General features: G+C 38.2%; 25 protein-coding genes and 1 riboswitch. Of the genes, 11 read left to right on the top strand and 14 right to left on the bottom strand.

What is annotated here, in order from left to right:
* The first annotated feature begins 194 nt into the window (after positions 1-194).
* On the top strand, positions 195-4,664 hold the full coding sequence (locus tag J2S10_RS19265; RefSeq protein ID WP_307410985.1) for a glutamate synthase-related protein: 4,470 nt from the start codon (positions 195-197) through the stop codon (positions 4,662-4,664).
* A gap of 189 nt (positions 4,665-4,853) precedes the next feature.
* A complete protein-coding gene (locus tag J2S10_RS19260; RefSeq protein ID WP_307410900.1) occupies positions 4,854-5,930 on the top strand; it encodes an FUSC family protein in 1,077 nt (358 codons plus the stop codon).
* A 12-nt stretch (positions 5,931-5,942) separates the two neighbouring features.
* On the opposite strand, the gene J2S10_RS19255 is transcribed toward J2S10_RS19260, so the two are convergent.
* From J2S10_RS19255 to fabL, 5 genes are all read right to left on the bottom strand, one after another.
* Positions 5,943-7,715, bottom strand: coding sequence for an ABC transporter ATP-binding protein (locus J2S10_RS19255; RefSeq protein ID WP_307410898.1), 1,773 nt, complete (start codon positions 7,713-7,715; stop codon positions 5,943-5,945).
* An 86-nt stretch (positions 7,716-7,801) separates the two neighbouring features.
* A complete protein-coding gene (ntdP, locus tag J2S10_RS19250) occupies positions 7,802-8,332 on the bottom strand; it encodes a nucleoside tri-diphosphate phosphatase (protein ID WP_307410895.1) in 531 nt (176 codons plus the stop codon).
* 196 nt (positions 8,333-8,528) lie between these two features.
* Positions 8,529-8,786: a YgaB family protein gene (locus J2S10_RS19245; protein ID WP_307410893.1), complete on the bottom strand. Its 258-nt coding sequence runs from the start codon at positions 8,784-8,786 to the stop codon at positions 8,529-8,531.
* A gap of 186 nt (positions 8,787-8,972) precedes the next feature.
* Entirely contained in the window at positions 8,973-9,200 is a 228-nt protein-coding gene (locus tag J2S10_RS19240; RefSeq protein WP_307410890.1) for a gamma-type small acid-soluble spore protein, read from the bottom strand.
* Positions 9,201-9,314: 114 nt separating this feature from the next.
* A complete protein-coding gene (gene fabL, locus J2S10_RS19235) occupies positions 9,315-10,064 on the bottom strand; it encodes an enoyl-[acyl-carrier-protein] reductase FabL (protein WP_307410887.1) in 750 nt (249 codons plus the stop codon).
* Positions 10,065-10,365: 301 nt separating this feature from the next.
* On the opposite strand from fabL, the gene J2S10_RS19230 reads away from it, so the two are divergent.
* Positions 10,366-10,569 (top strand): hypothetical protein, encoded by a 204-nt coding sequence (locus J2S10_RS19230; protein WP_307410885.1) that lies wholly within the window; start codon positions 10,366-10,368, stop codon positions 10,567-10,569.
* Positions 10,570-10,600: 31 nt separating this feature from the next.
* On the opposite strand, the gene mutY is transcribed toward J2S10_RS19230, so the two are convergent.
* A complete protein-coding gene (gene mutY, locus J2S10_RS19225) occupies positions 10,601-11,698 on the bottom strand; it encodes an A/G-specific adenine glycosylase (RefSeq protein WP_307410882.1) in 1,098 nt (365 codons plus the stop codon).
* A gap of 122 nt (positions 11,699-11,820) precedes the next feature.
* Here mutY and J2S10_RS19220 point away from each other — a divergent pair, with 122 nt between their 5' ends.
* Positions 11,821-12,801: a metal-dependent hydrolase gene (locus tag J2S10_RS19220; RefSeq protein ID WP_307410879.1), complete on the top strand. Its 981-nt coding sequence runs from the start codon at positions 11,821-11,823 to the stop codon at positions 12,799-12,801.
* A gap of 35 nt (positions 12,802-12,836) precedes the next feature.
* Here J2S10_RS19220 and J2S10_RS19215 read toward each other — a convergent pair whose 3' ends face one another.
* Entirely contained in the window at positions 12,837-13,100 is a 264-nt protein-coding gene (locus J2S10_RS19215; RefSeq protein WP_307410876.1) for a YfhJ family protein, read from the bottom strand.
* Between the two features lie 131 nt (positions 13,101-13,231).
* Here J2S10_RS19215 and J2S10_RS19210 point away from each other — a divergent pair, with 131 nt between their 5' ends.
* Positions 13,232-13,405, top strand: a complete 174-nt coding sequence (locus J2S10_RS19210) for a small, acid-soluble spore protein K (RefSeq protein ID WP_307410874.1) — start codon at positions 13,232-13,234, stop codon at positions 13,403-13,405.
* A gap of 18 nt (positions 13,406-13,423) precedes the next feature.
* The gene (locus J2S10_RS19205) at positions 13,424-13,570 is read left to right on the top strand and encodes a YpzG family protein (RefSeq protein WP_307410870.1); all 147 of its coding nucleotides are present in this window, start codon (positions 13,424-13,426) and stop codon (positions 13,568-13,570) included.
* Positions 13,571-13,620: 50 nt separating this feature from the next.
* Here the strand turns inward: J2S10_RS19205 and J2S10_RS19200 are convergent, their stop codons facing one another.
* A complete protein-coding gene (locus J2S10_RS19200; protein WP_370876241.1) occupies positions 13,621-13,944 on the bottom strand; it encodes a YfhH family protein in 324 nt (107 codons plus the stop codon).
* A gap of 97 nt (positions 13,945-14,041) precedes the next feature.
* Between J2S10_RS19200 and J2S10_RS19195 the strand changes: the two genes are divergently transcribed.
* Positions 14,042-14,710 (top strand): SDR family NAD(P)-dependent oxidoreductase, encoded by a 669-nt coding sequence (locus J2S10_RS19195; protein WP_307410865.1) that lies wholly within the window; start codon positions 14,042-14,044, stop codon positions 14,708-14,710.
* A gap of 18 nt (positions 14,711-14,728) precedes the next feature.
* Here the strand turns inward: J2S10_RS19195 and recX are convergent, their stop codons facing one another.
* Complete coding sequence (gene recX / locus J2S10_RS19190) at positions 14,729-15,541, bottom strand: recombination regulator RecX (protein WP_307410862.1); 813 nt, start codon at positions 15,539-15,541, stop codon at positions 14,729-14,731.
* Between the two features lie 76 nt (positions 15,542-15,617).
* On the opposite strand from recX, the gene J2S10_RS19185 reads away from it, so the two are divergent.
* The 4 genes from J2S10_RS19185 to J2S10_RS19170 all read left to right on the top strand — a co-directional run bounded on the left by J2S10_RS19185 (position 15,618) and on the right by J2S10_RS19170 (position 18,623).
* On the top strand, positions 15,618-16,529 hold the full coding sequence (locus J2S10_RS19185; RefSeq protein ID WP_307410859.1) for a TIGR01777 family oxidoreductase: 912 nt from the start codon (positions 15,618-15,620) through the stop codon (positions 16,527-16,529).
* A 112-nt stretch (positions 16,530-16,641) separates the two neighbouring features.
* A complete protein-coding gene (locus tag J2S10_RS19180) occupies positions 16,642-16,776 on the top strand; it encodes a YfhE family protein (protein WP_307410857.1) in 135 nt (44 codons plus the stop codon).
* A 232-nt stretch (positions 16,777-17,008) separates the two neighbouring features.
* On the top strand, positions 17,009-17,197 hold the full coding sequence (locus J2S10_RS19175; protein ID WP_307410855.1) for a YfhD family protein: 189 nt from the start codon (positions 17,009-17,011) through the stop codon (positions 17,195-17,197).
* A 358-nt stretch (positions 17,198-17,555) separates the two neighbouring features.
* Complete coding sequence (locus J2S10_RS19170; protein WP_307410851.1) at positions 17,556-18,623, top strand: M20 family metallopeptidase; 1,068 nt, start codon at positions 17,556-17,558, stop codon at positions 18,621-18,623.
* Positions 18,624-18,686: 63 nt separating this feature from the next.
* On the opposite strand, the gene J2S10_RS19165 is transcribed toward J2S10_RS19170, so the two are convergent.
* The 5 genes from J2S10_RS19165 to J2S10_RS19145 all read right to left on the bottom strand — a co-directional run bounded on the left by J2S10_RS19165 (position 18,687) and on the right by J2S10_RS19145 (position 25,794).
* Positions 18,687-19,373: a glycosyltransferase family 2 protein gene (locus tag J2S10_RS19165; protein ID WP_307410848.1), complete on the bottom strand. Its 687-nt coding sequence runs from the start codon at positions 19,371-19,373 to the stop codon at positions 18,687-18,689.
* 13 nt (positions 19,374-19,386) lie between these two features.
* Complete coding sequence (locus J2S10_RS19160; protein ID WP_307410846.1) at positions 19,387-21,189, bottom strand: glycosyltransferase; 1,803 nt, start codon at positions 21,187-21,189, stop codon at positions 19,387-19,389.
* Between the two features lie 197 nt (positions 21,190-21,386).
* A complete protein-coding gene (locus J2S10_RS19155) occupies positions 21,387-22,634 on the bottom strand; it encodes a homoserine dehydrogenase (RefSeq protein WP_307410843.1) in 1,248 nt (415 codons plus the stop codon).
* Between the two features lie 284 nt (positions 22,635-22,918).
* Positions 22,919-23,030: riboswitch (SAM riboswitch) on the bottom strand.
* A 108-nt stretch (positions 23,031-23,138) separates the two neighbouring features.
* The gene (gene argH, locus J2S10_RS19150) at positions 23,139-24,515 is read right to left on the bottom strand and encodes an argininosuccinate lyase (protein ID WP_307410840.1); all 1,377 of its coding nucleotides are present in this window, start codon (positions 24,513-24,515) and stop codon (positions 23,139-23,141) included.
* 67 nt (positions 24,516-24,582) lie between these two features.
* Positions 24,583-25,794: an argininosuccinate synthase gene (locus J2S10_RS19145; protein WP_307410837.1), complete on the bottom strand. Its 1,212-nt coding sequence runs from the start codon at positions 25,792-25,794 to the stop codon at positions 24,583-24,585.
* Positions 25,795-25,868 lie beyond the last annotated feature (74 nt).

Raw genomic sequence — 25,868 nt, 5'->3', positions numbered from 1 at the left:
AAATTGATGTATATTTATTTGATTTCTGAAAATTCATATGATACTATTATATTATTATTTTGTTTTTATTCCGTTACCTTAATACCCCAGTGAAGTGCCAAACTATTTCTTAACCACTTACATTATTTTTTCAATCCAATAGTTAAATAGGAGGTGAAGCGGCTTTTGAGGATTACCCGATGAAGCCCAACAAAATGACACAAAGATGGACCCCTTCCCTTTTCAAAGATTTTCACAAACATGAGCATGATGCGTGTGGAATAGTCGCTTGCCTAGAAAAAAGCAAGCGTCCAACCCGAAAGAATATTTTTGACTGTATCGATGCACTAGTTACAATGAATCACCGCGCCGGCTTTATCAATGGCGAAGGTGATGGTGTTGGAATTCATACTGATATTCCAACAAAGCTCTGGAAAGAAAAATTGCTTAATGCAGGTGTAGACCCTACATTAGCCGAAAAGGACGGATTTGCTGTTGGTCATGTTTTTATCAGCCAAAAAGCAAACTGGCATTCTACTAAAAATGAATTACTTCAGAAGCTTGAAAAATACGAATTAGAAGTGGTTTTTGAAACAAATGAAGTTACGGACCCTTCTGCATTAGGTCCTATCGCAATTCAGGAAAATCCTGTTTTTTGGCAATTTGCATGTTTCACAACAAAAACAGGGCAAGAATTAACAAAAGTTCTTTTTGAAGCACTGATTGATTTTGAAACCAATGAACATGTTCATGTAGCATCACTAAGTCAAAATCACGCTGTATACAAAGTAATGGGTGCCGGAGATATCCTTCCCCGCTATTATAAGGACCTGGCAAATCCACTCGTTGCCTCCACAATGACGCTTGGGCATAATCGTTATTCAACCAATACACTTTCAAGCTTTTTCCGTGTTCAGCCATTTAGCGTACTTGGACATAATGGTGAAATCAATACCATTTCCAAATTGCGTGATGAAGCAAAAATGATTGGAGTCCCGCTCGTTAAAGATGGAAGTGATTCGCAGGATTTAAGCAGAATTATGGAAACGTTAATCTGCCGTGAAGGATATTCATTATTTGAAGCAATGGATCTTTTGTTCCCGCCAATCGTCAACGAAATTAAGGCATATTCTGAAAAGCTTCAAGATTTATATACCTATCTTCGTGAAGCGTGGGGACACTTTGCTCAGGGACCTGCAGGAATTATTTCTCGTTACGGAGATGAAGCCGTATTTAGTGTTGACGCACTTGGTCTTCGCCCACTTTGGATGCTTGAAACTGAAAGTTCCTATCTGTTCTCCTCAGAATCAGGAATCCTTCCTTCAAGCGAGTATGTAAATGACCCGAAGCCATTGGCACCGGGTGAAAAGGTCGGCTTTAAATGGAATGGGAACAAATTAGATGTCTATGAACAGGACAGCTACCAAAATGAAGTTTATAATCGTTTTTCTGATCGATTAGCAATTCACAATTCAAGGCTGCGCTTAAGTGCACCTACATTAAATAAAACAGTAACAATGAATTATCCTGACAAAATCCATAACGGTCAATATAAGGCTTTTGGCTGGGAACGTGATCATATTCAATTAATCGAGCAAATGGCTGAAAAGGGCGTTGAACCTATTCGTTCCTTGGGACATGACGCACCGCTCGCCGCTCTTAATCCTGAACGTAAAAACATTGCTGATTATATTAAAGAAAGTGTAGCTGTAGTAACAAATCCTGCAATTGACCGTGACCGGGAAACTGAGCATTTTTCCACTCGTGTCATTATCGGGAAACGTCCTACTTTATTCGTTAATAACCAAGCAGAAACTTTACTTGAGCTTACCTCTCCCCTTCTCTTAGAAGGAAAAGCCGGATTTAGCTGTTCAGAAAGCTTGTGTCAACCGAGCTTCGATCAAGTCGTTCAGCATTTTCAGGAGAAAAAATTAGCAGCGTTTATTTCTTCTACTTTCAGTAATGACGAAACAATTGATAAAGCATTAGAAAGACTCGCAAATGAAGCAGTTCAAGCTGTTCAAGCAGGTAAATCGTTACTTGTCCTTGATGATGCAACAGCACACCAAGATAATTCCTATTGGATTGACCCGCATATCGTCACTTCAGCAATCGATCAAGCGTTGGTCAAGGCGGAATTAAGAAGAGAATGTTCTATCGTTTTACGTTCAGCGGCCATCCGTTCCCTGCACGATATTGTGACAGTATTTGGCTTAGGAGCAGATTTAATCAGCCCTTATTACATGTTCATAACAGTACTTGATGAATCAACAAAGCCTTTAATCAACCTCTTTAGCGCTCTAACCAAAGGCCTTGAAAAGGTAATCTCAACGATCGGGATCCATGAATTACGTGGCTATGGCCGACTCTTCTCAAGCATTGGCTTACATGAAGATATTGCAAAAGTATTAGGTACCGTTAACTTTTTCGGTTCCAAAGAAATTGCCGATGACTTTGAAGCCTTAAAGCTTGATGCTATTTCCAGAGCGGAAGATTACCGTAATGATAAGGAACGGATCGGAAAAACATTCCATTTATTCCCGCGCATTTGGAAGGCAATTGGTGAAGTGGCTTCTACCGGTGACTATAATGTGTATCGGGATAAAATTTCAGAGCAAGAACTGGAAAACCCAACGACCATTCGCCATTTAGTTCAATTGAAAAAGGGTAATCAATCTCTATCACCATCTGATGTCGATATTCGTGTAGGTGACCATGATTTACCGTTTATTATCTCTTCTATGTCGTTTGGCTCGCAAAACGAAATCGCTTTCCGTGCTTATGCTGAAGGCGCCGATAGATTAAATATGGTTAGTTTAAACGGCGAAGGCGGAGAAATTAAGGATATGCTTGGTAAGTATCCGAAAACAAGAGGACAGCAGATTGCATCAGGCCGATTTGGTGTCAATGCAGAACTCTTAAACTCCTCCAATTTATTAGAAATTAAAATTGGTCAGGGTGCAAAGCCTGGAGAAGGCGGGCACTTACCTGGCTCAAAAGTAACGGCAAAGGTTGCTGCTGCTCGTAACGCAACACTTGGTTCTGACTTGATTTCACCTTCAAATAACCATGATATTTACTCAATTGAAGATTTAGCACAAATGATTCAAGAATTGAAGACAGCAAATGATCAAGCAAAAATCGCTGTAAAGGTTCCTGTTGTTCCAAATATCGGAACAATTGCTGTTGGTATTGCCAAAGCCGGTGCAGATATTATCACATTGAGCGGTTTCGATGGCGGTACAGGTGCTGCCAGAATTCACGCCCTTCAGCACGTTGGATTACCGGTAGAAATTGGTGTTAAAGCAGCTCACAATGCCCTTCTTGAGAGCGGCCTTCGCCATAAAGTTGAATTATGGGCTGATGGCGGTATGAAAAGTGCAATGGATGTTATTAAGGTCATGCTTCTTGGGGCAAATCGAGTCGGTTTTGGAACATTGGCGATGCTTTCCATCGGCTGTACCACCTGCCGCGGCTGCCATTTAGATACGTGCCATGTCGGGATCGCCACACAAATTGAATCAGAGATCCAGGCAAAAGAACACGGTTTACGCCGATTCGTTCCAAGACAATTGGATTTAGCCGTTCAAGGTATTATGAATCTCTTCACGGCATTTGGCAATGAAGTAAAGGCCTTGGCTGCTTCACTGGGAATTCGCAATTTACAGGATGCTGTTGGCCGTTCTGATTTATTAGAGCAAGTTAGAGGTCAGAACCAGCTTGATCTTTCTTATCTGCTTAAGTCACTTGAAATTAGCCAATTTACCAAAACGGAAGTTTCTAAGGCGATTGAAGAAGTCCAAATGCAAGTAGCAGTTGGTGCAGAGTATCTTGATGGCAGTGTTGAACAATTGCATTCCTCCCGCGAATTCGACAGTGTCACTTCTGAACAGCGGGTATTGGGAAGTCGAGTTTCCTGCCATAGAGTACGCGGCAGATTGGATGGTTCTTACAAACAGCTGCCTCCTGTTGTCCTTAAGTATAAAAACGGCTCCATTCCCGGAAATGGCTTAGGTGCCTATAATAGCGAAGGAATTAACATTACCGTTAATGGCGGCGGACAGGACGGTGTCGGTAAAACTTCGTTCGGAGGAAATATTCAAGTCTTGAAGTCTAAGGGTAAAAATGGAAACTATTACAACGGTTCTGTTGGTAAAGGTTTCGGCTATGGCGCTCAAAAAGGGCTCCTTGTCGCACAAGGAAATGCCGATGCCCGTGCGGGAATTAGACTTTCCGGAGCAGATTTAATCATTGGCGGTTTTGTTAAAAAGCCTCTACCTGAACATGAGGCTGGAAATATCGGTTCAAATGCCAATATTAAGGGCTTTGCATTTGAATATATGACGAATGGCCGTGGCCTTGTATTAGGAGATCCGGGGCCATGGATTTGTGCAGGTATGACCGGCGGTGTAGTCTATATTCGCCACCAGCCTGAATTAGGTCTAACGAAAGATGCGATTAAGAGAAGAATTGCCAAAGGCGCAAAAGTATCTGTAGCCGATTTAAATGATAATGGTAAAAGTGATATCAATGACCTTTTAGGAAAATATATTCACCTGCTTGAAAGTGATGGCCAGACTGAAGAAGCTAAACAGCTTCAAGAGCTCTTAGCTGCTCCTGAAAATCACTTTGTCCAGGTACTTCCGGTTAAAGAACAAGCTGATCCATCTGTATCAACGGAATGATATAGTATTTTTTTAAAAAACGTTCGCTTTCCAGGCGAGCGTTTTTTTTATGTCAAATTTTCTTACAAAAATTTAAAGTAAAATTATATATTTTTCTTGATAATATGTTCTAATCAATGTATAGTACAATATTGTTTATTATTGAACAAACTAAAAACAAATTCATTTTATCGAAAGGAAAATAATTGAATGAAGTTAGGCGCCCGCATTTTAAAAACGGGAATAGCAATCGTTTTATCACTTTACCTAGGACAGTTACTACATTCACCTTCCCCGGTCTTCGCAGGAATAGCAGCCATTTTTGCTATTCAGCCAACTATTTATCGATCATATTTAACAATTATTGAACAAGTTCAGGGAAATATTATTGGAGCTCTATTTGCAGTCATTTTTGTACTTACCTTAGGAAATCATTTCATTGTTATTGGATTAGCGGCTGTTATTGTTATCACGATTAATCTTAAGCTTAAACTTGAAAATAACATCGGCCTTTCACTTGTGACGCTCATTTCCATTATGGAAACACCAGGCGGAAATTTTATTCCGTTCGCAGGTGTCCGGTTTTCGACGATTATGATTGGAGTATTTTCAGCATTCATTGTTAATCTCGTGTTTATGCCTCCTAAGTATGAAACAAAGCTTTATCTTCGGATTACCAGCACAACAGAAGAAATTATCAGGTGGATCCGCTTAAGCACACGTCATGATTTTGATCACCAGCAGCTCAAAACGGATATAGAAAAACTAAAAGACAGCAGCATAAAAATGGGGCAGTTGTATGTAATGTACAAAGAGGAACGGAGTTATTTTAAAAAAAATAAATTAGAAAAATCACGAAAACTAGTGGTTTATCGACAAATGACTTTAGCAGTAAGAAAAGGGCTCGACACATTAAAACGACTACATCGTTTTGAAAATGAACTGCTAAATCTACCCGAGGATTTTCAACATTCAATTCGAGAGCAATTAGATTGCCTGATCTATCATCATGAGCAGCTTATGCTCAGATTCATTGGAAAGGTTCCAAATCCGCCTGCTAATACCGAAGCCGCCGTTTGTTTAAATAAAAAAGAAATATTCAACCTCTTCTTACAACATCACCATGAAAATCTAGATCAAAATCCACATCATTACCATATCATGCAAATCGTCGCATCCATTATTGATTATGGTGAACATGTTGAACATCTAGACACATTAATTAACAGCTTTCATTCCTTTCATCAAAATGAAGTATCCATTAATGAGGAAAATAACGAAATTTAAAAACCGAGGCAGCTATGAATTTGCCTCGGTTTTTTCTTTCTTTTCAAGCTGTTGAATTTGAAATAATTTATAATAATTCCCTTGCATCGCCATTAGTTCTTCATGTGTACCAACTTCGACGATTTGTCCATGTTCAATTAAAACAATCCGGTTGGCATGTGTAATCGTTGATAATCGGTGTGCGACAATAAAGGTAGTGCGTTCTTTAGCCAGTTCCTCAAGAGCTCCTTGAATGAGATGTTCACTTTCTAAATCAAGGGCCGATGTTGCCTCATCAAGAATTAAAATAGGCGGATTTTTCAAAAATACTCGAGCGATTGCAATCCGTTGCTTTTGCCCTCCTGAAAGCTTAACCCCTCTTTCCCCTACCTTCGTGTTATAACCGTCTGAAAGGTTTAAGATAAAATCATGGGCATTCGCTGCTTTTGCTGCCTGGAAAACTTCTTCATCAGAGGCACCGGGTTTTCCTAATAAAATATTTTCCCGTACTGATTCACTAAATAAAATATTATCTTGAAAAACGACGCCAATTTTGTCGCGTAAGGTTTGTACCTTAAATTGCCGTATATCAACGCCATCTAAAACAATTCTGCCTTTTGTAACGTCATAAAAACGGGGAATTAAACTTACAATCGTTGATTTTCCGCCGCCGCTCATCCCAACCAGTGCGATGGTTTCTCCCTTTTTTACATTTAATGCAAGGTCCTTTAAAACCATTTCTTCTTTTTCACCATAGGCAAATGATATATTTTCAAAAGCTATATCACCTTCGACATGGGTGCATTCAATAGCATCTGGTAAGTCGACAATGTCATACTTTTCATCCATAAATTCAAATACTCGATCCATTGAAGCAAACGATTGCGTAATCGTCGTCGAAGAATTAACCATTCTTCTTAACGGATCGTAAAGCTTATCAATATAAGCAAAAAAAGCAATCATGGATCCTAATGAAAGATTATGCTGAATTACAAGATAGGCGGAGTACCCGATAACAAGTAAGGGAGCAATGTCTGTAATCGTATTAACAGCTGAAAATGACTTTGCATTCCAGCTTGTATGCTGCAATGCCTTTTCTAAAAAGTTTTTATTTTGCTTATCAAATTGCGTTTGTTCATACTCTTCGATTGCAAAGCTCTTAATGACAGACATCCCCTGCACCCGTTCATGCAAATAACTTTGTACCTCAGCCAAGGCTTGAGAACGCATCCTGGTAAACTTACGCAAATTACCGAAAAAGTATCTCACAGAAATGGCATAGAGGGGAAAAAGTAGAATGGAAACAATTGTGAGTGACACATTCATTGAAAACATAATAACGATTGCAATGATAATTGTTGCTACATCTAGCCAAAAGTTCATTAATCCGGAAATAACAAACGTTTTCGTTTGTTCAACATCATTTATGACACGGGAAATAATTTCTCCCGCTCTTGTGTTGGCATAATATTTAAAACTTAACTTTTGGATATGTGAATATAAAGTGTCACGTATGTCATAAAGAATCTTACTAGATGTCCATTGCGCAAAATATTGCCGAAAATACTCAATCGGCGGACGAAGAACGATAAAGACTACAACCATCACTCCCATAATAAGCACCAGCTTTTGAATCTTATCATGGTCTGATAAAGTGTGATTTCCTAAAATATCATCCACCACGTACTTAATCAGCATAGGAATAATGAGAGGTATCGCAAATTTGATAATCCCGATGATAATCGTTCCAATAATTTGCCAACGATATGGTTTTACAAATTTAAGGTATCTGAATATGCTATTCAATATGTACCTCCTTACTTCAATTGTATTTGCGGACACAAACGAAAACCTGTTGATGACATCAACAGGGTGTTAAATGAACACTACTTTTATCGTCTGTATGTTAAATATCGTTCATACCAAATATCAATAAAATCCGGTGCAAATGGGCCTTTACGCTGACGGATCCAACGAATGAGCTTTTCAACATTTCTTTTAAGAATTTGATCGATGACATCCGGGTATTTCATTTCACGGCGATGACGTTCATATTCATCCTCATCTAACAAATTAAATGTCATATCAGGAAATACCTTTATATCAAGATCGTAGTCAATATATTTAAGTGCTTCCCCGTCAAAAATAAACGGTGAGCTAATATTGCAGTAATAATAAATCCCATCCTCGCGAATCATACCGATTACATTAAACCAGTATTGAGAATGAAAATAACAAATAGCCGGCTCCCTTGTTATCCACGTTCTTCCATCCGATTCCGTTACTATCGTCCGATCATTTCCGCCTATTACCAAACTCTGCGTCCCTTTTAAAACAGTTGTTTCTTCCCAGACGCGATGGATGTGCCCATTGTGCTTATAGCTATGTATTTGTATTGGTTCACCTTCGATGGGTACGCCCACGATTCTCCCCTACTTTCATTCCTGAACGCTTTGTAACCTAATCCAAACATAAATAAACGACAAAAGGCAACAAAGTACAATTCCTATTTTCTACTATTATAACGGTTGTAGGAAGAATTTAAAACAATAGAGCCATTGAATTCAATGACTCTCGATAAAATTTTGCATATTTTTGATTAAAATTCGAATATTTCCCTTAAAGGGTAGGGGTTAAAATCATTTCCCGATAGGAATTGATAACCTCTTCTGTTTGCCTTTCAAACATTAATTGGATCTCTTTTAATTCTTTTTTCATTTGATCAATATCAATTTGGATACTCTCTAACTCTGTTTCATTCTGTAAGTTTTGCAGTTCTTCTTCAATTTCCTGACAACGCTCAAGCTCGGCTTGAAGATACAGTAATTTTTCCATTGTTACCATTTGCTCGGAAACTAATCGGTTAAAATGATTCATTTCCACCACCGCCTTATTTTTTTTACCTATTATGTATTCTTGAAAAGAACTATATATCCTTTAACTACTTTTGTAGTCTTTATGGAGGTTTTGTCGAATAAATTGTGGAAGGAGTGTATTTCCTTAAAAATACATAATAGAAGGCACTCTTTTTCGAATAAAAGAGTGCCTTCCACTTTCGTTATCTTAGCTTTGACCCATTTGGCCGGAGCCTTGGTTTTTCTTAGCTTGAGATTGTTGGTTTTGTTGTCTTACTTCCTGAGCATTTGTTTCGCTCGCAAATTCAGTTCCAAATTGGCCCGCTGCACCTGCAGCACCTGCACCAGCACTAGCTGATTGAGCATTTTGTTGTCTTACTTCCTGGATGTTCGTTCCAGCTGTAGTTTTATTTGCTTGTTGATTGAATTTTGCCACTGTAATCACCTCCACGAGATTATAATAACCATGAGTAGAGGTGACTATGCATGAAAATTATGGCAAAATAATATCAAAAATCGAAAACGCCTCGGTTATATTCTACTTTATAAATTAAACGAGCAATGATATTCCGCCATCAACAATGATCGTTTGCCCGCGTATCATACTTGAGTCTTCTGATAGAAGGAACATGATGCAGTTAACCATATCGTCAATTTCAACCATTCTTCCGGCAGGTGTATTATCCCTTGCTTCTTGAAGTAATTCTTCCCGGTTTGGAAAATGCTTTAATGCTTCAGTATCGACAGCACCGCCCGAAACCGCATTAACAACAATATTCTTTGGTGCCAGCTCGACAGCTAAATATCTTGTTAAGGCTTCGAGAGCAGCTTTAGAAACGCCAACGACAGTATAATTCTTTAGATAACGAATCGAGCCCAGCGAACTGATGCTGACAATTTTCCCACCGCCGTTTTTCTCCATTAGCTTTGCTGCTTCCTGTGCACAAAACAATAAAGCCTTACTATTAATGTTTAAGGTCCAATCCCAGTGTGATTCTTCTAGCTCCATAATAGGACGTTGAACACCTGATGCTGCATTATTCACAAAAATATCCAATCGGCCAAATTCCTGTTCAATTTGGGCAAACATATCTTTAATTTTTACTACATCACCAACATTGGCCTTCACAACTAAAACCTTTCTTCCTAAGGCTTCTATTTGTTCTGCTGTTTCAAGAGCACCTTTTTTACTTCTAGCATAATTAATTACGATATCATAACCCGATTGCGCCAACCGTAACGCTGTAGCCTTGCCAATTCCCCTGCTGCTTCCTGTTATTAATGCTACTTTTTGTGTCATATTTCTATTCCCTTCTAAAAATCAAGTTTTGTAATCATTTTAGCCTTTTTGTGAATAGAAGACAATTTAAAAGAAAAGCGGAAGCGCCCGCTTAGCGCACGACAGGACTGGAGCGCTCCGACTGAGATAAAGGAAACACGAATCGCGTTTTGTGCGATTCGATGTTGACTTATCACAGGGAGGAGAGCGAAGTACACTAGTCGCTGGGCGCTGAAGCTAGACAATATTCGAAGTTCAGCTTATACTTTCTTATCTTTTAACAAAAGCTAACGTAAATACGTTTTAGAAAGGAAGGCGCAAAATGTATAACGGAAGGGATATGACCGAGCTTTCGATGATGTCAAAGACGGATTGGGACGACAGTGAGCTTGCCTTTTTTCATCATTCATTGCAACAAATTGCCCCATATTTAAATAGCGAGGGTCAGACAATCCATCGGGAAATTATTGAAGAGATTGAAAATCGCGGCGGTATAAAACGACAGGAAGCAAACAATACGTATTAATAAAAATGAACGCCTAAAAATACGGCGTTCATTACTTTTGAAATTCATGATAAAGCTTAAGCATCTTTTGCGACGAAACAGGAAACGCAAACTCGTTCATTTCTTCCAATGAAACAAGTTTCCACTCGTCACTTTCCTTAAAACCTGAATAAATCTTTCCTGAGTGAATATTTATATTCCAGACTAAATGTGAAAAAACATGCTCAATTTGCCCAATAATTTTTTCAAGCTCAATTTTCAAGTCATAGATATGCTTAAATTGTTCAATGATTTGCTCTCTGTCACTATCTATAGGATGATGAATTTCTATATTTGGAAATTCCCATAAATTAGCTAATAAACCGTTTTCGGGGCGTTTATGAATCAGCATTTTACCATCATTATCAGTCAAAATAACAGCCGCTAATTGAACATCACGCACTTTATTTTTTTTTGATTTAATCGGCAGCTCGGATTGGACCCCTTCATAAAAAGCCTGGCAATGGTCTCGGACCGGGCATAATAAACAGGATGGGGAAGTTGGAGTACATATTAAAGCACCTAACTCCATTAATGCCTGATTGAATTCCGACGGTTCTTCATGGGAAATTAATTCTCGCACAGCCTGTTCGAAAATCTTACGAGAAGATGCTTTAGCTATATCTTCCCAAATAGAAAGGATTCTTGATAAAACTCTCATTACATTTCCATCAACAGCAGGTTCGGGGATTCCATAGGCGATACTTAAGATTGCTCCTGCCGTGTAAGGGCCGACCCCCTTAAGCTCCGAAATCTCTTTTGGAGTATTCGGTACAACACCATTATATTTCTCTTTTACTTCTCTTACGGCTGATTGTAAATTTCGGACTCTTGAGTAATAACCGAGTCCTTCCCATGCTTTTAATACTTTATCTTCATTGGCGTCTGCAAGGTCTTCAATAGTAGGAAACCATTCAATAAACCGATTAAAATAAGGGATTACGGTATCTACCCTCGTTTGCTGGAGCATTATTTCTGAAACCCAAACTTTGTATGGGTCTTGATCTTTTCTCCATGGCAGGTTTCGCTGTTCTGCTTTAAACCAAGAAATTAAGTCATTCTGAAATCCATCTATATCTAGCTTATCAATGTTTTTAACTACGTTTACCATTATTTAAGTGCCTCCAGCTTGTTAAACATTACGAAGTAAGGGAATATAATAATAAGTATTTTTGTTTACGATAATCGAATTTGTTTATTTTGACAAGAAATTATTGAAGGAGGATTTTCCTTTTGGATACAGGAACACATGTTGTCATGGGAATCGCTCTTGGAGGTCTTGCGTCGCTTGACCCAGTAGTGGCAAGCAATCATGCCACTGTCACTAGTGTTTTAATTGCAACCATCGCAGGTTCACAAATACCGGATATTGATACTGTATTAAAATTAAGGAATAACGCCATATACATTCGAAACCATCGTGGAGTAACCCATTCGATTCCGTCAGTTATTTTATGGCCGCTTGTCATTATAGCAGTGGTTTATCCCTTTTTTCCGAATGCAAATCTTCTTCACTTATGGGCTTGGACGTTTACTGCGGTTTTTCTTCACGTTTTTGTCGATATTTTCAATGCTTATGGAACCCAGGCTTTAAGGCCATTTTCAAATAAGTGGGTTGCCCTGGGGGTAATTAACACATTTGACCCGTTTATATTTGGAATTCATGTTCTTGGAATATTTATTTGGGTCTTTGGTGCAAACCCGGGCTATACCTTTTTAGTCATTTACGCGGTGATCATCGCTTACTATTTCCTCCGTTTTCATGCCCAACGGAGGGTTTTAGCAGAGGTAAAAAAACTAATACCTGATTTAACCGATGTCATCATTGCCCCTACTATGAAGTTTCACCAGTGGAGAATCGCGGCTATGAACGAAAGCCAATTTTTTGTTGGCAAGGCGATTGGTCATGAGGTTGAAATTTTAGATCGATTTCATCGGATACCGGTCCCGGAAACACCTGTGATTGAAGCGGCTAAAAAGGACAAAAACCTTTCAGCCTTCCTCTCCTTTTCACCGGTGTATCGTTGGGAGGTTGATGAATATAATGATTTCTATGAGGTCCGATTTATTGACCTGCGTTACCGAAGCAACGGTCACTATCCATTTGTCGCTGTTGTACAATTAGATTGTGATTTAAAGCGGATTAGCTCCTACACCGGATGGGTATTTAGCGAGAAAAAATTACGCAAAAAATTGAGTATTATACCAAGTTAAAAAGCGGTGACATTTTTGTCACTCGCTTTTTTAATTCAATGATTTTTCCCCTGATTAAGGAATTCCTTATATTTTGGATTTGTTGCTGCAAATTCATGCAGCTTCTCACCATAATTTTCAATCCATTGGTGGACAATCCTTTCGGTCATTTCACTGCCTTGATAAGTTCTCCCGGCTTTTGCTGAAGTGGTTTCAAAATCATCCCAGAGTAACTCAACCCACGTTCGGGCTAAATTATAGGATAATTGCGGATTTTTACTTAATAAACTCTTTGTTAATCTCTCATGATAATCATTCATGCTATCACCTCATTACCATTTTCTTTTAACATAACCTGATGTTTTAGAGCGAATACTAAAGATACGTGGTAAGCATTGATAAAATGCTTTGCTTTTCACGTTTTCTCATTCCCTTAAGATGGAGGTACAGCATGAGAAACAAAGCGACCAATTTCCCGAATCAAAATAACAACAAGTTTGAGGGAGAGCCACGAGCAAAAGCCGAATATGCTTCAAAAAGAGCAAATGGTACCATTAATACGCATCCTCAAGAGCGTATGCGAGCATCTGGTCAGCGCGAAAATGATACACCTGAGTTATTTTAAAATAGGGGAGGCTTACTTATGGGAAATCAAAAATTTTTCCAAAACAAACCATTCTCTACACCATGGGCTAATGCAAAACATTCACATTCCCAGATAAATGGCGAAAGCAAGCTTACCCAAGACCTGATCATTTTAAAGCACGAAACCAAGAAGCGGTCACACTAATATGAAAGCGACAAACCAGAGACCAAGCGATTCTCTGGTTTGTCTTTATCCTATTTTAAAAATTTTAACAAAGATATCGGTAATGCCTCTTCCTTTCCGTCACCCTTTAGTCGGTAACCCCATGCAAACACACCGTTCATATAATCAATTTTGAAATATTGCCCCGGATCTCCTTCTATTTCATAAATTTCCCCTGGAGAAAAAGAATTCGGATCTATTAAATACGCGCGAGCCATCAGGACCTTCCTTTCAAGCACAGCAAACTCATTTACCATACCCATTTGTTCAGCTTTTCTCGCCTGTTCTTGGAACTTGGAGATTTCTTGTCTTAGTTCATGTTCGGTCATTCCACTGTATCTCTTCTCCTGTTGCATATAATTCATTCCTCCCCATTGTTTTTCTCTTTATTTTAGTATAGTTATTTTTGTAAAATTAATAAAGGTTGAACTTTTTTATTAAGGAGATTGCACAATGAAAACAATCATCGTTACCGGGGCAGGTTCAGGATTAGGAAAGAACCTAGCCATACTATTATCTCAAAAAGGGTATCACCTCTTATTGACGGGGAGGACGGCGGAAAAATTAACAACGACCAAAAAAGAAATTGAAGCAGATGGAGGAAAAGCCGATATTGTTGTATTAGATATCCGAAATCCTGATGAAGTTATGAAAACAGTAGAAGAATTCAGTCAAAACTTTGATCTCTTCGGCTTGGTTAATAATGCAGGCGTGGGTCATTTTGGACCATTCACTGATATCTCGGATCAACAAATTACCGATATGTTAGATACCAATGTTTTAGGCACAATACTAATGACCAGATCGGTATTGCCTCATTTAAGTGACGGACTAATCATGAATATTATTTCAACTGCCGGCCTTCGCGGAAAGGTAAATGAAGCCGTGTATGCAGCCAGTAAATTTGCTATCAGAGGATTTACAGAAAGTCTTCAAAAAGAATACGAGGACAGTACGATAAAAATTAATGCCGTTTATATGGGAGGCATGGACACACCATTTTGGGAAAATAGCGACCATGTGAAAGATACCTCGCGTTTTAGAACTCCAAGGGAAGTGGCTGAAATCATCATTGATCAAATGGACCGGGATTCAATTATTATAGAAAGCAAAAAATCATGACTGCTCGTCATGATTTTTCTATTTTATTTCATGGTTTTCCGCCAAAAATTTTTCAATTAGCTCAAAAGAAAATCCTTTGCGATATAAAGTTTGCTTCATTTTTTGTTCATACTCAAAACCGCTAAATTGACTGAATTTCCGATGAGTTTTTTCACCTTGAAATCGAATGGCTTCCATTTCTTCATCTACATCTTTTTTCATATCAGTTTCACTCACAGCAATATTGATGATTTCGTAAGAGTATCCTTTTCTTAGAAGCAAATTCTCAAGCTTTTGCTTGATTATTCTTTGTGATTCTTTTGAATTCTTCTGAATAAATTTCCCGGATATTTTTGTCGCTTTTTCAACCTGCACATCAAAAGGGAATTCGGCTAGAGCAAACTCGAAAATTTCCTCTTTAATCCCCTTCTCCTTAAGTTCCATCTTAATTAAATCCGGACCTTTATCAGATGTATTCATTTGTGTTCGTACATATGATAGTGCATAATCTTGATCATTGATGTATTTTTGTGCCGTTAATTTATGGAGAACTTCATTGATGACGGGTTCTTCCATTTCTTTTTGTTCGAGATAATCCTTTATTTCCTTTTCTGATCGCATTCTTCTCGCTAAATAATGGATAGCCAGATTATACGCCTTTCGGATGTCGTCTTGATACTGAATTTCCAGAAAGGAAAAATCATCTAACTCCATTCCCTTTTTTAATTGAAATTTAATAAGGACATCACTATCGACACTAAAAGCAAATTCCTCACCTTTTCCATAATCCATAAAGATATTAAATCGGTCCTGATTCTTTTGCTGCGTGGTGATTTTTGTAATAATAGCCATTTCGCTCACCTCAGTTCTACTTTACCACATCCTTCATTAAATATTGTAAAATAAGAAGAAATAGGAGGACGTTACCATGAAAATTGCGATTACTGGCGGTACCGGCTTTGTTGGAAAGGCTCTTGTGAGCGAGTTAGTAAAACATGATCATGAAATCGTTATTTTAACAAGGAAATCCATGCAAGCAACTCAAAATAATCGTATTCGTTATGTTAAATGGCTGATTGAAGGTTCCAATCCAATTGATTATCTACAAGATACAGATATCATTATTAACCTTGCCGGTGAATCGATTAGCAGCGGAAGATGGAACAAACAAAGACAAGATTTGATAGTAAACAGTAGAAAAAATGCAGTTAGAGAAATTTTAGACATCGCAAATAAATTAACCAACAAGCCAAAAGCACTTATAAATGCAAGTGCGATTGGATTCTACGGAACGTCCGAAACGAATGTTTTTACTGAAGAGGATAAAGGACTGGGGAATGACTTTTTATCGGACACTGTTAAGCAATGGGAGTCCGAGGCCAATAAAGCAGCAGAATTAGGAATGCGGACTGTTTTGTGCCGATTTGGAATTATCCTTGATAAAAATGAAGGGGCCCTGCCTAAAATCACACTGCCCTATAAAGCATTTATCGGCGGGAACCTTGGAAATGGACGCCAATGGATGTCATGGATTCATATTGAGGACGTAGTAAAGGGAATATTATTTATTTTAGAAAACGAGAAAATGAAAGGCCCTGTTAATTTTACTGCACCTCATCCTGTTACGATGAACGAATTCGGTAAAACTTTAGCGAACGTGCTCCATCGTCCTCATTGGCTTCCGGCACCAAGTTTTGCGCTTCGATTATTGTTAGGTGAAATGAGCATGTTAGTTCTTGAAGGCCAGAAGGCGATACCAAAAAAACTGATAGAAAACGGCTTCCACTTTAATTATACCGAGCTTTCTTCAGCACTTAAAAATATATTTCCGCAAAAATAGTATCATTCCATTCCAATAAGGTAAAAATGGAAATAAGTACATATATAGTGCTGTTGTCTTTACCATTAAGCTTGATGACGATTAGCAAATAATGTTGAAAGGAATGAGCAATATGGCGGAAAAAAAGAAAAAAGATAAGGACAGAGGGAAATATCCCCTAACGAGTATGCAAGAAGTGAGCTATCAGCGGGAATTTAAAATGGCAGACCGTGCAGGCGGCTTTAGCGACAGAAAAACGAAACTTTAAAAAGCAAAGCGAAAGCGCCCGTTTAGCGCACGACAGGACTGGAGCGCTTTGACTTATCGTAGGGAGAAGAGCGAAGTACACTAGCCGCTGGGCGCTGGAGCTAGACAGTTATAGTTCAACCTAATTTTCCTTACTTAGGAGTAATTACCTTTCATGAACCTCTTTCATTAGTAAATGATAATAAAGGGAACATTTCAATTCCCACTAGTTGAACTTGAAAGGGGTTTTTTCAATGGGTCGGTCGCATGGACATAAAACTCGTGATAAAAATAAAGCATCACTTCCACAAGTGCCTAAAAACCTGAAATCAGACGGAATCGATGTGGAATATTCCCAAGAAATTGCTGATCATGCGGATCTTGAGGCACAAGCACGAGCTAATGCTGCTAACCAGCGCGTAAATACGAAAAGGCGAAAATAACCTCTTTTATAACTGGCAGGCAGCATATCGAGGCTGCCTCACATGCAAAAAGAAGAAGCAGGATTTCCTGCTTCTTTTTATTTACACTAAATTGTGGATAATGTGGATAATGTGGATATTCCTTCAAAAGCGGCATGATCACTGAAATCCTACTAACTACCTAACTGTTAACAAAAACCTGTTGATAACTGGCGAATATAATGTGGATAATGTGCATAAGTCTGTGGAGTACTTCTAAATAAGACTTTATAATGTGGATAAAAGACTGGATAAATGGTTATTCATTCAGTATCTTTATATTATAAGTAATGAATAGTCTTCAGAATAATTTTTCAAATTTTTATGGGGGGCCCAAAAAATGGTCATTGATTTGCTGAAAAAATTAATTTCAATTGAGAGTTCAACGAAAGAAGGAGCGAATAAAGCAGTTGATTTTTGTGAAACCTGGCTTCTTGAACACAATCTTTCCGTTAGAAAACTAGAGAATAATGGATACAAAATGCTCTTATGTGAAATTGGGAAAGGTGATTTTACACTTGTACTTAATGGGCATGTTGATGTTGTGAGCGGACATCCCCAGCAATTTATCCCCTTCGAAAAGGATGGTAAATTGTTTGGCAGAGGAAGTGCAGATATGAAAGCCGGTGTAGCCGCAATGATGTGTGCCCTACTGAATTTAAAGGATCAGGAATTGGGAGTGAAAATCCAGCTGCAAATCGTTTCAGATGAGGAAATTGGCGGCTTAAATTGTTCAAGATACCTGGCTGAGAATGGATATCGAGGTGACTTTGTTATTTGTTCTGAACCTACTCAGCTTGGAATTGCCCATCAAGCCAAGGGGGTTCTACGATTAGATTTTAAAATTAGTGGAAAATCAGCACATGGCAGCCGACCTTGGGAAGGCATTAACGCTATCGAAAAAGCATACCGGGTTTATGAACAAATACTTGAACTTCCTTTTGCAAAAGAAAGTACCTCCTATTATGCCAGCCCTTCTATTAATCTGGCAAAAATACAAGCAGGTGATGTTTACAATAAAGTTCCTGATGAATGCTTAATGTGTTTTGATCTACGCTTTTTGCCGACACAAAATAAAGAAGAAATTATGAAGGAAATTGAAAGTGTTACTGATGGAAATGTGTACATAAACATGTTTGCAGAGCCTATCAATACAGATAAGAATCATCCCGTCATATCCTTACTTGATCAAATAGTGGAAGCCAATACGAAAACAACTACTTTATTCTTTGGTCAACATGGGACCGCCGATACCGTTTTCTTTGCGAAGTATGGTATTCCTGCCATTGAATTTGGTCCTAGCGGTGATAATTGGCATGGTGATGAGGAATATGTTGATATTGAATCAGTTCAATTATATCAAAACATGCTTGTTGAATTTGTCAAAAAGCTTGGTTGCTCTTCTTAGAATCGAAAAAATAGGTGGCATCTCCATTTTGATGCCACTCTTCTTTCTTTCATCAAACTATTTTTAATTTTTTTTATTTGTTATGATTGATTGAAAGTCTTCTGTATAAGCTACTAATTCGCCCCAACCCATAAGATCATCATCAGTGACCTTCCACGTATGGTTTTCAGTATTATGCCGGATGACTGCGAAATCATAGTGGTCCAACGAATATACGTTAAATCCAGCCTTCTTACTTTGGTCAATAAAAAAGTAATCCTCAGCCCGATTCACTTTTTCAAATTGAACCGTATTACATACTTCTTTTCTAAACACCAACGAGGCGCCTGCTACCGTATCTGTAATATCATTCTCTATACCTGATACAAAAACCAGTGCTTTCTTATTTTTAAAGTAGATATAATAAGAGCTTTTTCCAACGATAGAAACGTTTTTATCTTTAAATGCCTCCATCGCACTCGTTAGGTAGTTCGGTCCGTAATAATCATCATCATCGAATTTTGCAATATAATCATAGTTTGATTTCAAAACGCCAAAATTTAGACAATCACCCAAGGTTGCTTTTTCATGGAGTTGATAGACCCGAACATTACGATAATTCTTTGCTTTCTTCTTCCATTTGCTTAAGTTCATTGAATCTTTATTTAAGATAATAATTAACTCTTTATTTTTCCAATTTTGCTGCTGATAGTTATTAAACACGTTGTCGATAAAATCCTCTCTTATCGTACAAGTAATGACTGATACCATTTCTTCACCTCCATCATGAGTTCATGACCTTATCCAAAAAACCTGCTAAATGATTATATTTGTTTAATTCCTTGATATTTTCAATGTCCGCTTGAAGTCTTTTTCTTTTTATCGAGCCAAAACCTGTTGCCCCTAATACATTAAAGTGACGGATATCCACTTGCAGTAACAGTGCAATGGTTTCAAGTATGGCAATGAATTTTTTTTGAAAAAGTTTAAACCGGTCCGAATAGTTTTCAACCAAATGTTTATACTCAATCAATATTTTATTCATTGTTAATAGGTCTGCAAAGTCGGCAAGCTCTAACCCGAGAATTAGAACCTCCACATCATGATGTTTTGATGTGAATAGATTGAAGTTTCCAACCGCCTCTTTCCATTTACTCTCGCCAACCGGATGCTCTTGATGGTATGTCATCAAGTCACTGCTAACGATATATTTAGCTCCCATCTTATATAAACGAAAGCCTAGCTCCCAATCTTCGTAGCCGTATTTGACAAACTGTTCATCAAACAACCCTGCTTGTTCAATCAACTCTTTACGTAAGGAAACATTCCCCGTTAAAAATGCCATCCATGGAAATTGGAACCCCGCTAAGTCTTCATCAAAATTTCGTGTAATGGTTCTAAACCAAGAAGACGATTTTACGGTTAAGTCGCCGATAGTATTGTTTATGATGTCCGATTTATCGATAAGTGGATAAGGTGTAGAGGCAGATTGGTTATAACTTTGGAATCGATTATTAAATTTTTGATTATTTTCTGTTATTTCGGCAATTTTGTTTAGTTTTTTACTATCAAACTCGGGAAAAATACACGAGAAAACATATTTTGAATACATTGCCCCCGATAAAATCACATTTTTGTTTGATTGATGGAATTGGTAATGATTTTCCACGAAGTCAGGCAGAGTAATCATCTCGGCATCTAAAAAGATTAGTATTTTTCCTTTAGAGGATTTGATTCCTAAATTTCGAACCTTAGCCCTTCCGAGATTTTTTTTACTGTGAATATAAGTAAAATGATAGGGAGGATTATAGTCTTTCAATTTCTTATCCGTTTGGTCTGTAGAGGCATCATCAATAAAGATAACTTCCATTTTAGATGCATCAAAAGTCTGGTTTTCAAGTGAATAAAGAGTAAATAAATTAAGCGGGTATTTATTGTATGATGGGATAATGATGCTAACTTCGATATTTTTGCTATTTTTTTGGTTTTGGTTCGGTCTTTCTTCTTTTCTCTGTGGCCACGAATTTTCCCTTGCAGCTGTTTCTCCAATGGTGTGAGTTGACCAAACACCATATAACCCTTCTTCTCCTTCTTCTAGCTTTCGATTCATGTATGCGGCAATCTGTGCCACTGTTCGATTGTAATCCCAAATTCTTAGCTCTTCGATACCCCCGTTAGGAAAATGTTCAGGTGCTCCACAAATGATTCCTGAAGGGTAAACATAATCATATTTGCTTCTTTCACCTTTTTTTATATAATCACCATTAACAAAAAGGTAGGGTCTTTTATCGGAATATACTACAGCAACATGAAACAAATCTTGAAAGCTTGTTTCATATTCTAAGACCGTGTATAGATTGTCAGCTATTTTTTCATATACAGTTATTCCATATAAACCAACGGCGAAACAAATCCCTGCTTCACTGTAATTAATTTGCCAAGGTCTGTCATAGTCTTTGTTTATCGCAAGTTCATTTTGTGATTGTTCATCGATTTGATGGATGCTTTCCGGGTTAGACCAAAACTCAACAGTAAATGAATTTTTTATATCCTTTAACAAACGATCATCTTTTTTATTCCCCAACATGCTGCACTCCTTTACTGTTTATTTTAGAAAAAACTCGTCCAATTAATAGAGCTTTTACACAATATGAACTCCATTAACTTTTGACTAGACTCTCCCCCATATAATTCCTAGGTTTTTATATTATTTTTTTTTAAAGACACAAAAATAGAAGCTGACTTAGAATTGTCAGCTTCCATTATAAGAATTTCTAATAAAGGTCACAGAGAAACGGTTAAAGATTCCTGTTTGTTCAGATTAGTTAATTGATAACCATCAACTATTAAGTAAAACAATACTGTTTTATTCTGAGTAGCCAATTGGACCACATCCTCCTTGGCTGCCCTTATGATAAATGTTTCTTCCCCTATTTGTTCAATCCATGAAATCAGAGGATTTAGATAATTTCCCTGAAGCCCGTGGACCAACCAAAATTCACTTGATTCCTTTTTATCCTGCACACTGGCACTGGCGGCTTGGGAGGTTTGTGAATGATTTCCTCTACTTAAATGGCTTTGGCAAACATAAACCAAGTCTTCAATGACAGCACTCGCGGTAGGAAACATTCCCGCACCGGGTCCCTGTAACGTAATCCTTCCAACAATATCCGAATGAACGTTGATGGCATTTTCCACGCCTTCAACATGGTAAAAAGGATGATTTTTACTGACAAGAACCGGGCTAACACTCCCTTTTACTTGGCTGCCAACCTTGCCGGCACTTACTATATGCTTAAACCTAAGCCCGAGTTTTTCGGCTGTCTCGATAAGTTCACTTGTTATGGAAGTAATCCCTGCAATGTCGACCTCGTTCCAATTTGGTTCTTGACCAAATGCAATTCTGCTTAAAATCATCAATTTATAAAAAGCATCGAATCCCTCAACATCATTTGTCGGATCAGCCTCTGCAAAGCCATTTTCTTGTGCTAATTTTAAGGCAGCCGCAAATGATTGCTGTTTCTCGCGCATTTCTGTTAGGATGAAATTTGATGTTCCATTTACAATTCCTTGGACATGTTGAACACGGTTAATTTTTAAGAGCTGCCTTAGTGTTTGGATAATCGGTATTCCTCCGCCTACAGTTGCTTCAAAGCCAACAGAAACATGATTCTCCTCCGCAAGCTTCAACAATTCACTACTGTGGCTGGCAAACATCTCTTTATTCGCCGTAATAATGTGGCAGCCCCTTTTGATTGCTTTTTGCAAAAAAGAAAAGGGTTGTTCTTTACCCACAATGGCTTCAACAACAAGGTCTAGCTGTGGAAGCTGCAATATTTCTTCAATGTCTGAGGTAATAAGAACCTCATCAGCAATATTTCTCCTTTTCTGCTTATTTTTTATTAAAACTGCTGCAACTTCCACTTTTTTACCCAGAACTGCTGTTAACTCCTCAGCGTGGGAATGAATTGTTTTGTAAACCCCTTCTCCCACAGTACCGAAACCTAAGATTGCCACTTTTACGACAGACATGTTTAGCCACCCCTTCAATTCATGTTATGAACTTCATCAATTTTTTTTAAAGGCTGTGTTAAAGGCGAATGTTGATTTTTTACAACTGTTGATTGGAGCGGAGGGCGCTCGACTCCTGCGGGATAGAGAGGTCACGGGAGACCCCGCAGGCGCATTAAGCGCCGAGGAGGCTCTCGGACCTCCCCGCGGAAAGCGAGCGCCAGGAGCGGAAATCAACAACAAAGTTTAACAGAGCCTTTTTAAAAAAGAAAAGCCCTCTTCATAAGAAGAGGGCATACTTCCTCCCCTTATCTTTCAGGTTAAAAATAACCTGCAGGAATTAGCACCTTTTCAAGGATTACCTTGAAGGTTGCCGGGCTTCATCGGGCCTAGTCCCTCCGCCGCTCTGGATAAGAGTATTATTTAATTGATTCATTAATTTACCAAGTTATAAATGAATTTTAGATGATGGATCTTAATGTGTCAATATTTTTTGATATTTCTTTCAAATTACTTTAAATGTATTTATTTTCCCAGCTTCTCTTCAGCCAGTTTGATTTGCTGCTCTACTTGCTCCGGAGATGTACCTCCAAAGCTATTTCGGACTGCCACTACATTCTCAGGTGAAAGAACCTTATAGATATCCTCTTCAAATAATAAACTAAATGCCTGATATTCATTGAAGCTCAAATCCAGTAGGAATTTTTGATTCTGGATTGCATATAAAACGATTTTCCCAATAATTTCATGAGCTTCACGGAACGGTAAACCTTTTCGAACCAAGTAATCAGCAATATCTGTGGCATTGGAGAAATCATTGTTGATCGCCTTGCGCATGACGTCTTTGTTTACTGTCATTGTTTCGATCATAGGGGCTAATAGTTTTAAAGAGCCTTCTAGCGTCTCGACGGTATCAAACATGCCCTCTTTGTCTTCCTGCAAATCCTTGTTATATGCTAGCGGCAAGCCTTTTAATACTGTCAGTAAGCCGATTAAATTGCCGTAAGTGCGGCCGGTTTTTCCTCTTAGTAACTCTGGTACGTCAGGATTTTTCTTTTGCGGCATAATACTGGAGCCAGTGCAGAAGGAATCATCCAGCTCCACAAACTGAAATTCCTGGCTTGACCATATGACAAGTTCCTCAGAAAGTCTTGAAATATGGGTCATGATAATTGAACCAATCGATAAAAATTCTAAGATAAAATCACGGTCACTAACCGCATCCATGCTATTAGGGTAGATCGTTTCAAATCCTAATAGCTCGGCAACTAGCCCTCGATTAATAGGAAAGGTTGTTCCCGCTAATGCACCTGAACCAAGCGGAAGCCAATTGACACGTTTTAAGCTATCTATTAATCTTTCTTTATCACGCTCAAACATCCAGAAATAAGCCATTAAATGATGGGCAAAGGAAACAGGCTGAGCACGCTGCAGATGTGTATACCCAGGAATCAATGTTTGAACATGCTCTTTTGCCTGCTCAACCAAAGCTTGTTGAACATCTTCGATAAGTTTAATAAGCTCGGTCGTTTTGGTTCGTAAATAAAGATGCATATCAGTTGCTACCTGGTCATTACGGCTTCTTCCTGTATGCAGCTTTCCTCCAACGGGACCAACTTTTTCAATTAAGAGTTTCTCAATGTTCATATGAATATCTTCATCTTCAACTAAAAACTTTACCTCATTATTTTCAACCATCTGTTTAATCTCAAGTAAACCATTTTTAATTCTATTTGCATCCTCACTCGGAATGATTCCGCACTCGCCTAACATCTGAACATGGGCTAAGCTTCCGGCTATATCCTCTTTGGCTAATTTTTGATCAAAAGAAATCGAAGCTGTAAATTCTTCCACCAGCTTGTTTGTTTCCTTTGTAAATCGTCCGCCCCATAACTTCGACATCTTTTGTTCCTCCTTGAAAGCTTGAATAAGATTGCCCCCGAAAAAAGTTTCGAGGGCGTATCTATAATTATTTTAAAATCGTTTCTTTCTTATTTACCTCGGAATAAACCTTTGTTGGCAGTCCCCAAAGCTTAATAAAGCCAACTGCAGCATTGTGGTCAAACGCATCGCCTTTTGAATAGGTAGCCAGTTCTTCGTTATAAAGACTATGCGCTGATTTTCGGCCTACAACCGTGTGATTACCTTTATGAAGCTTAACACGAATTGTTCCGGAAACAACTTGTTGTGTTTCATCAATAAAGGCATCAAGAGCATTTTTCAATGGTGAATACCATAGTCCTTCATAAATAATTTTTGCCATTTGCTGGTCAATCTGGGTTTTAAATTGAGTAACCTCACGAGGCAATGTTAAAAATTCTAATTCTTTATGAGCATTAATTAAAATTAAAGCGGATGGATTTTCATATACCTCTCTTGATTTAATTCCTACTAATCTATTTTCGATATGATCGATACGTCCGACACCATGCTTACCTCCAAGCGCATTTAATGTTTCAATTAATTGGACTAACGGAAGCTTTTCACCATTAAGCGCAGTTGGTACTCCTTGTTCAAACTCGATTTCAATATACTCTGCCTCGTCTGGAGTTAATTCAATTGGATTTGTCCAATCGAACGCTGCTTCCGGCGCTTCATTCCAAGGGTTTTCAAGGACACCAGCTTCGCAGGCACGTCCCCAAATGTTCGCATCAATTGAAAATGGATTATCTAAATCTACTGGAATTGGAATCCCATTCTCCTCAGCATACTTAATTTCTTCGTCACGTGTCATTCCCCATTCACGAACCGGAGCGACAACTTTTAAACTAGGATTTAAGGCTTGGATCGAAACCTCAAAACGTACCTGATCATTCCCTTTTCCAGTACAGCCATGAGCTACTGCCGCTGCCCCTTCCTGTTCAGCAACATCCACCAATAATTTTGAAATTAACGGTCGGGAAAGTGCTGATGATAACGGGTATTTTCCTTCATATAAACAGTTCGCTTTTAAAGCAGGAATGATATAATCTTTAGCCAGCATTTCTTTCGCATCAATCATGATAGCTTTGACAGCCCCCACGTTCAATGCCTTCGTTTTGATAGCTTCTAAGTCTTTTCCTTCCCCAACATCAAGACCTAATGCAATGACATCATAGCCGTATTTCTCTTGAATCCATTTAACAGAAACAGATGTATCTAAACCGCCTGAATAGGCTAAGACAATTTTTTCCTTTGCCATGTATAACTCTCCTCGCATATATATGAATTAATATTCAACCAATAGAATTATTATACAATAAAACTCAAAAAAAT

The sequence above is a fragment of the Neobacillus ginsengisoli genome, assembly GCF_030813055.1.
This window is presented reverse-complemented; position numbering and strand designations above follow the sequence as displayed.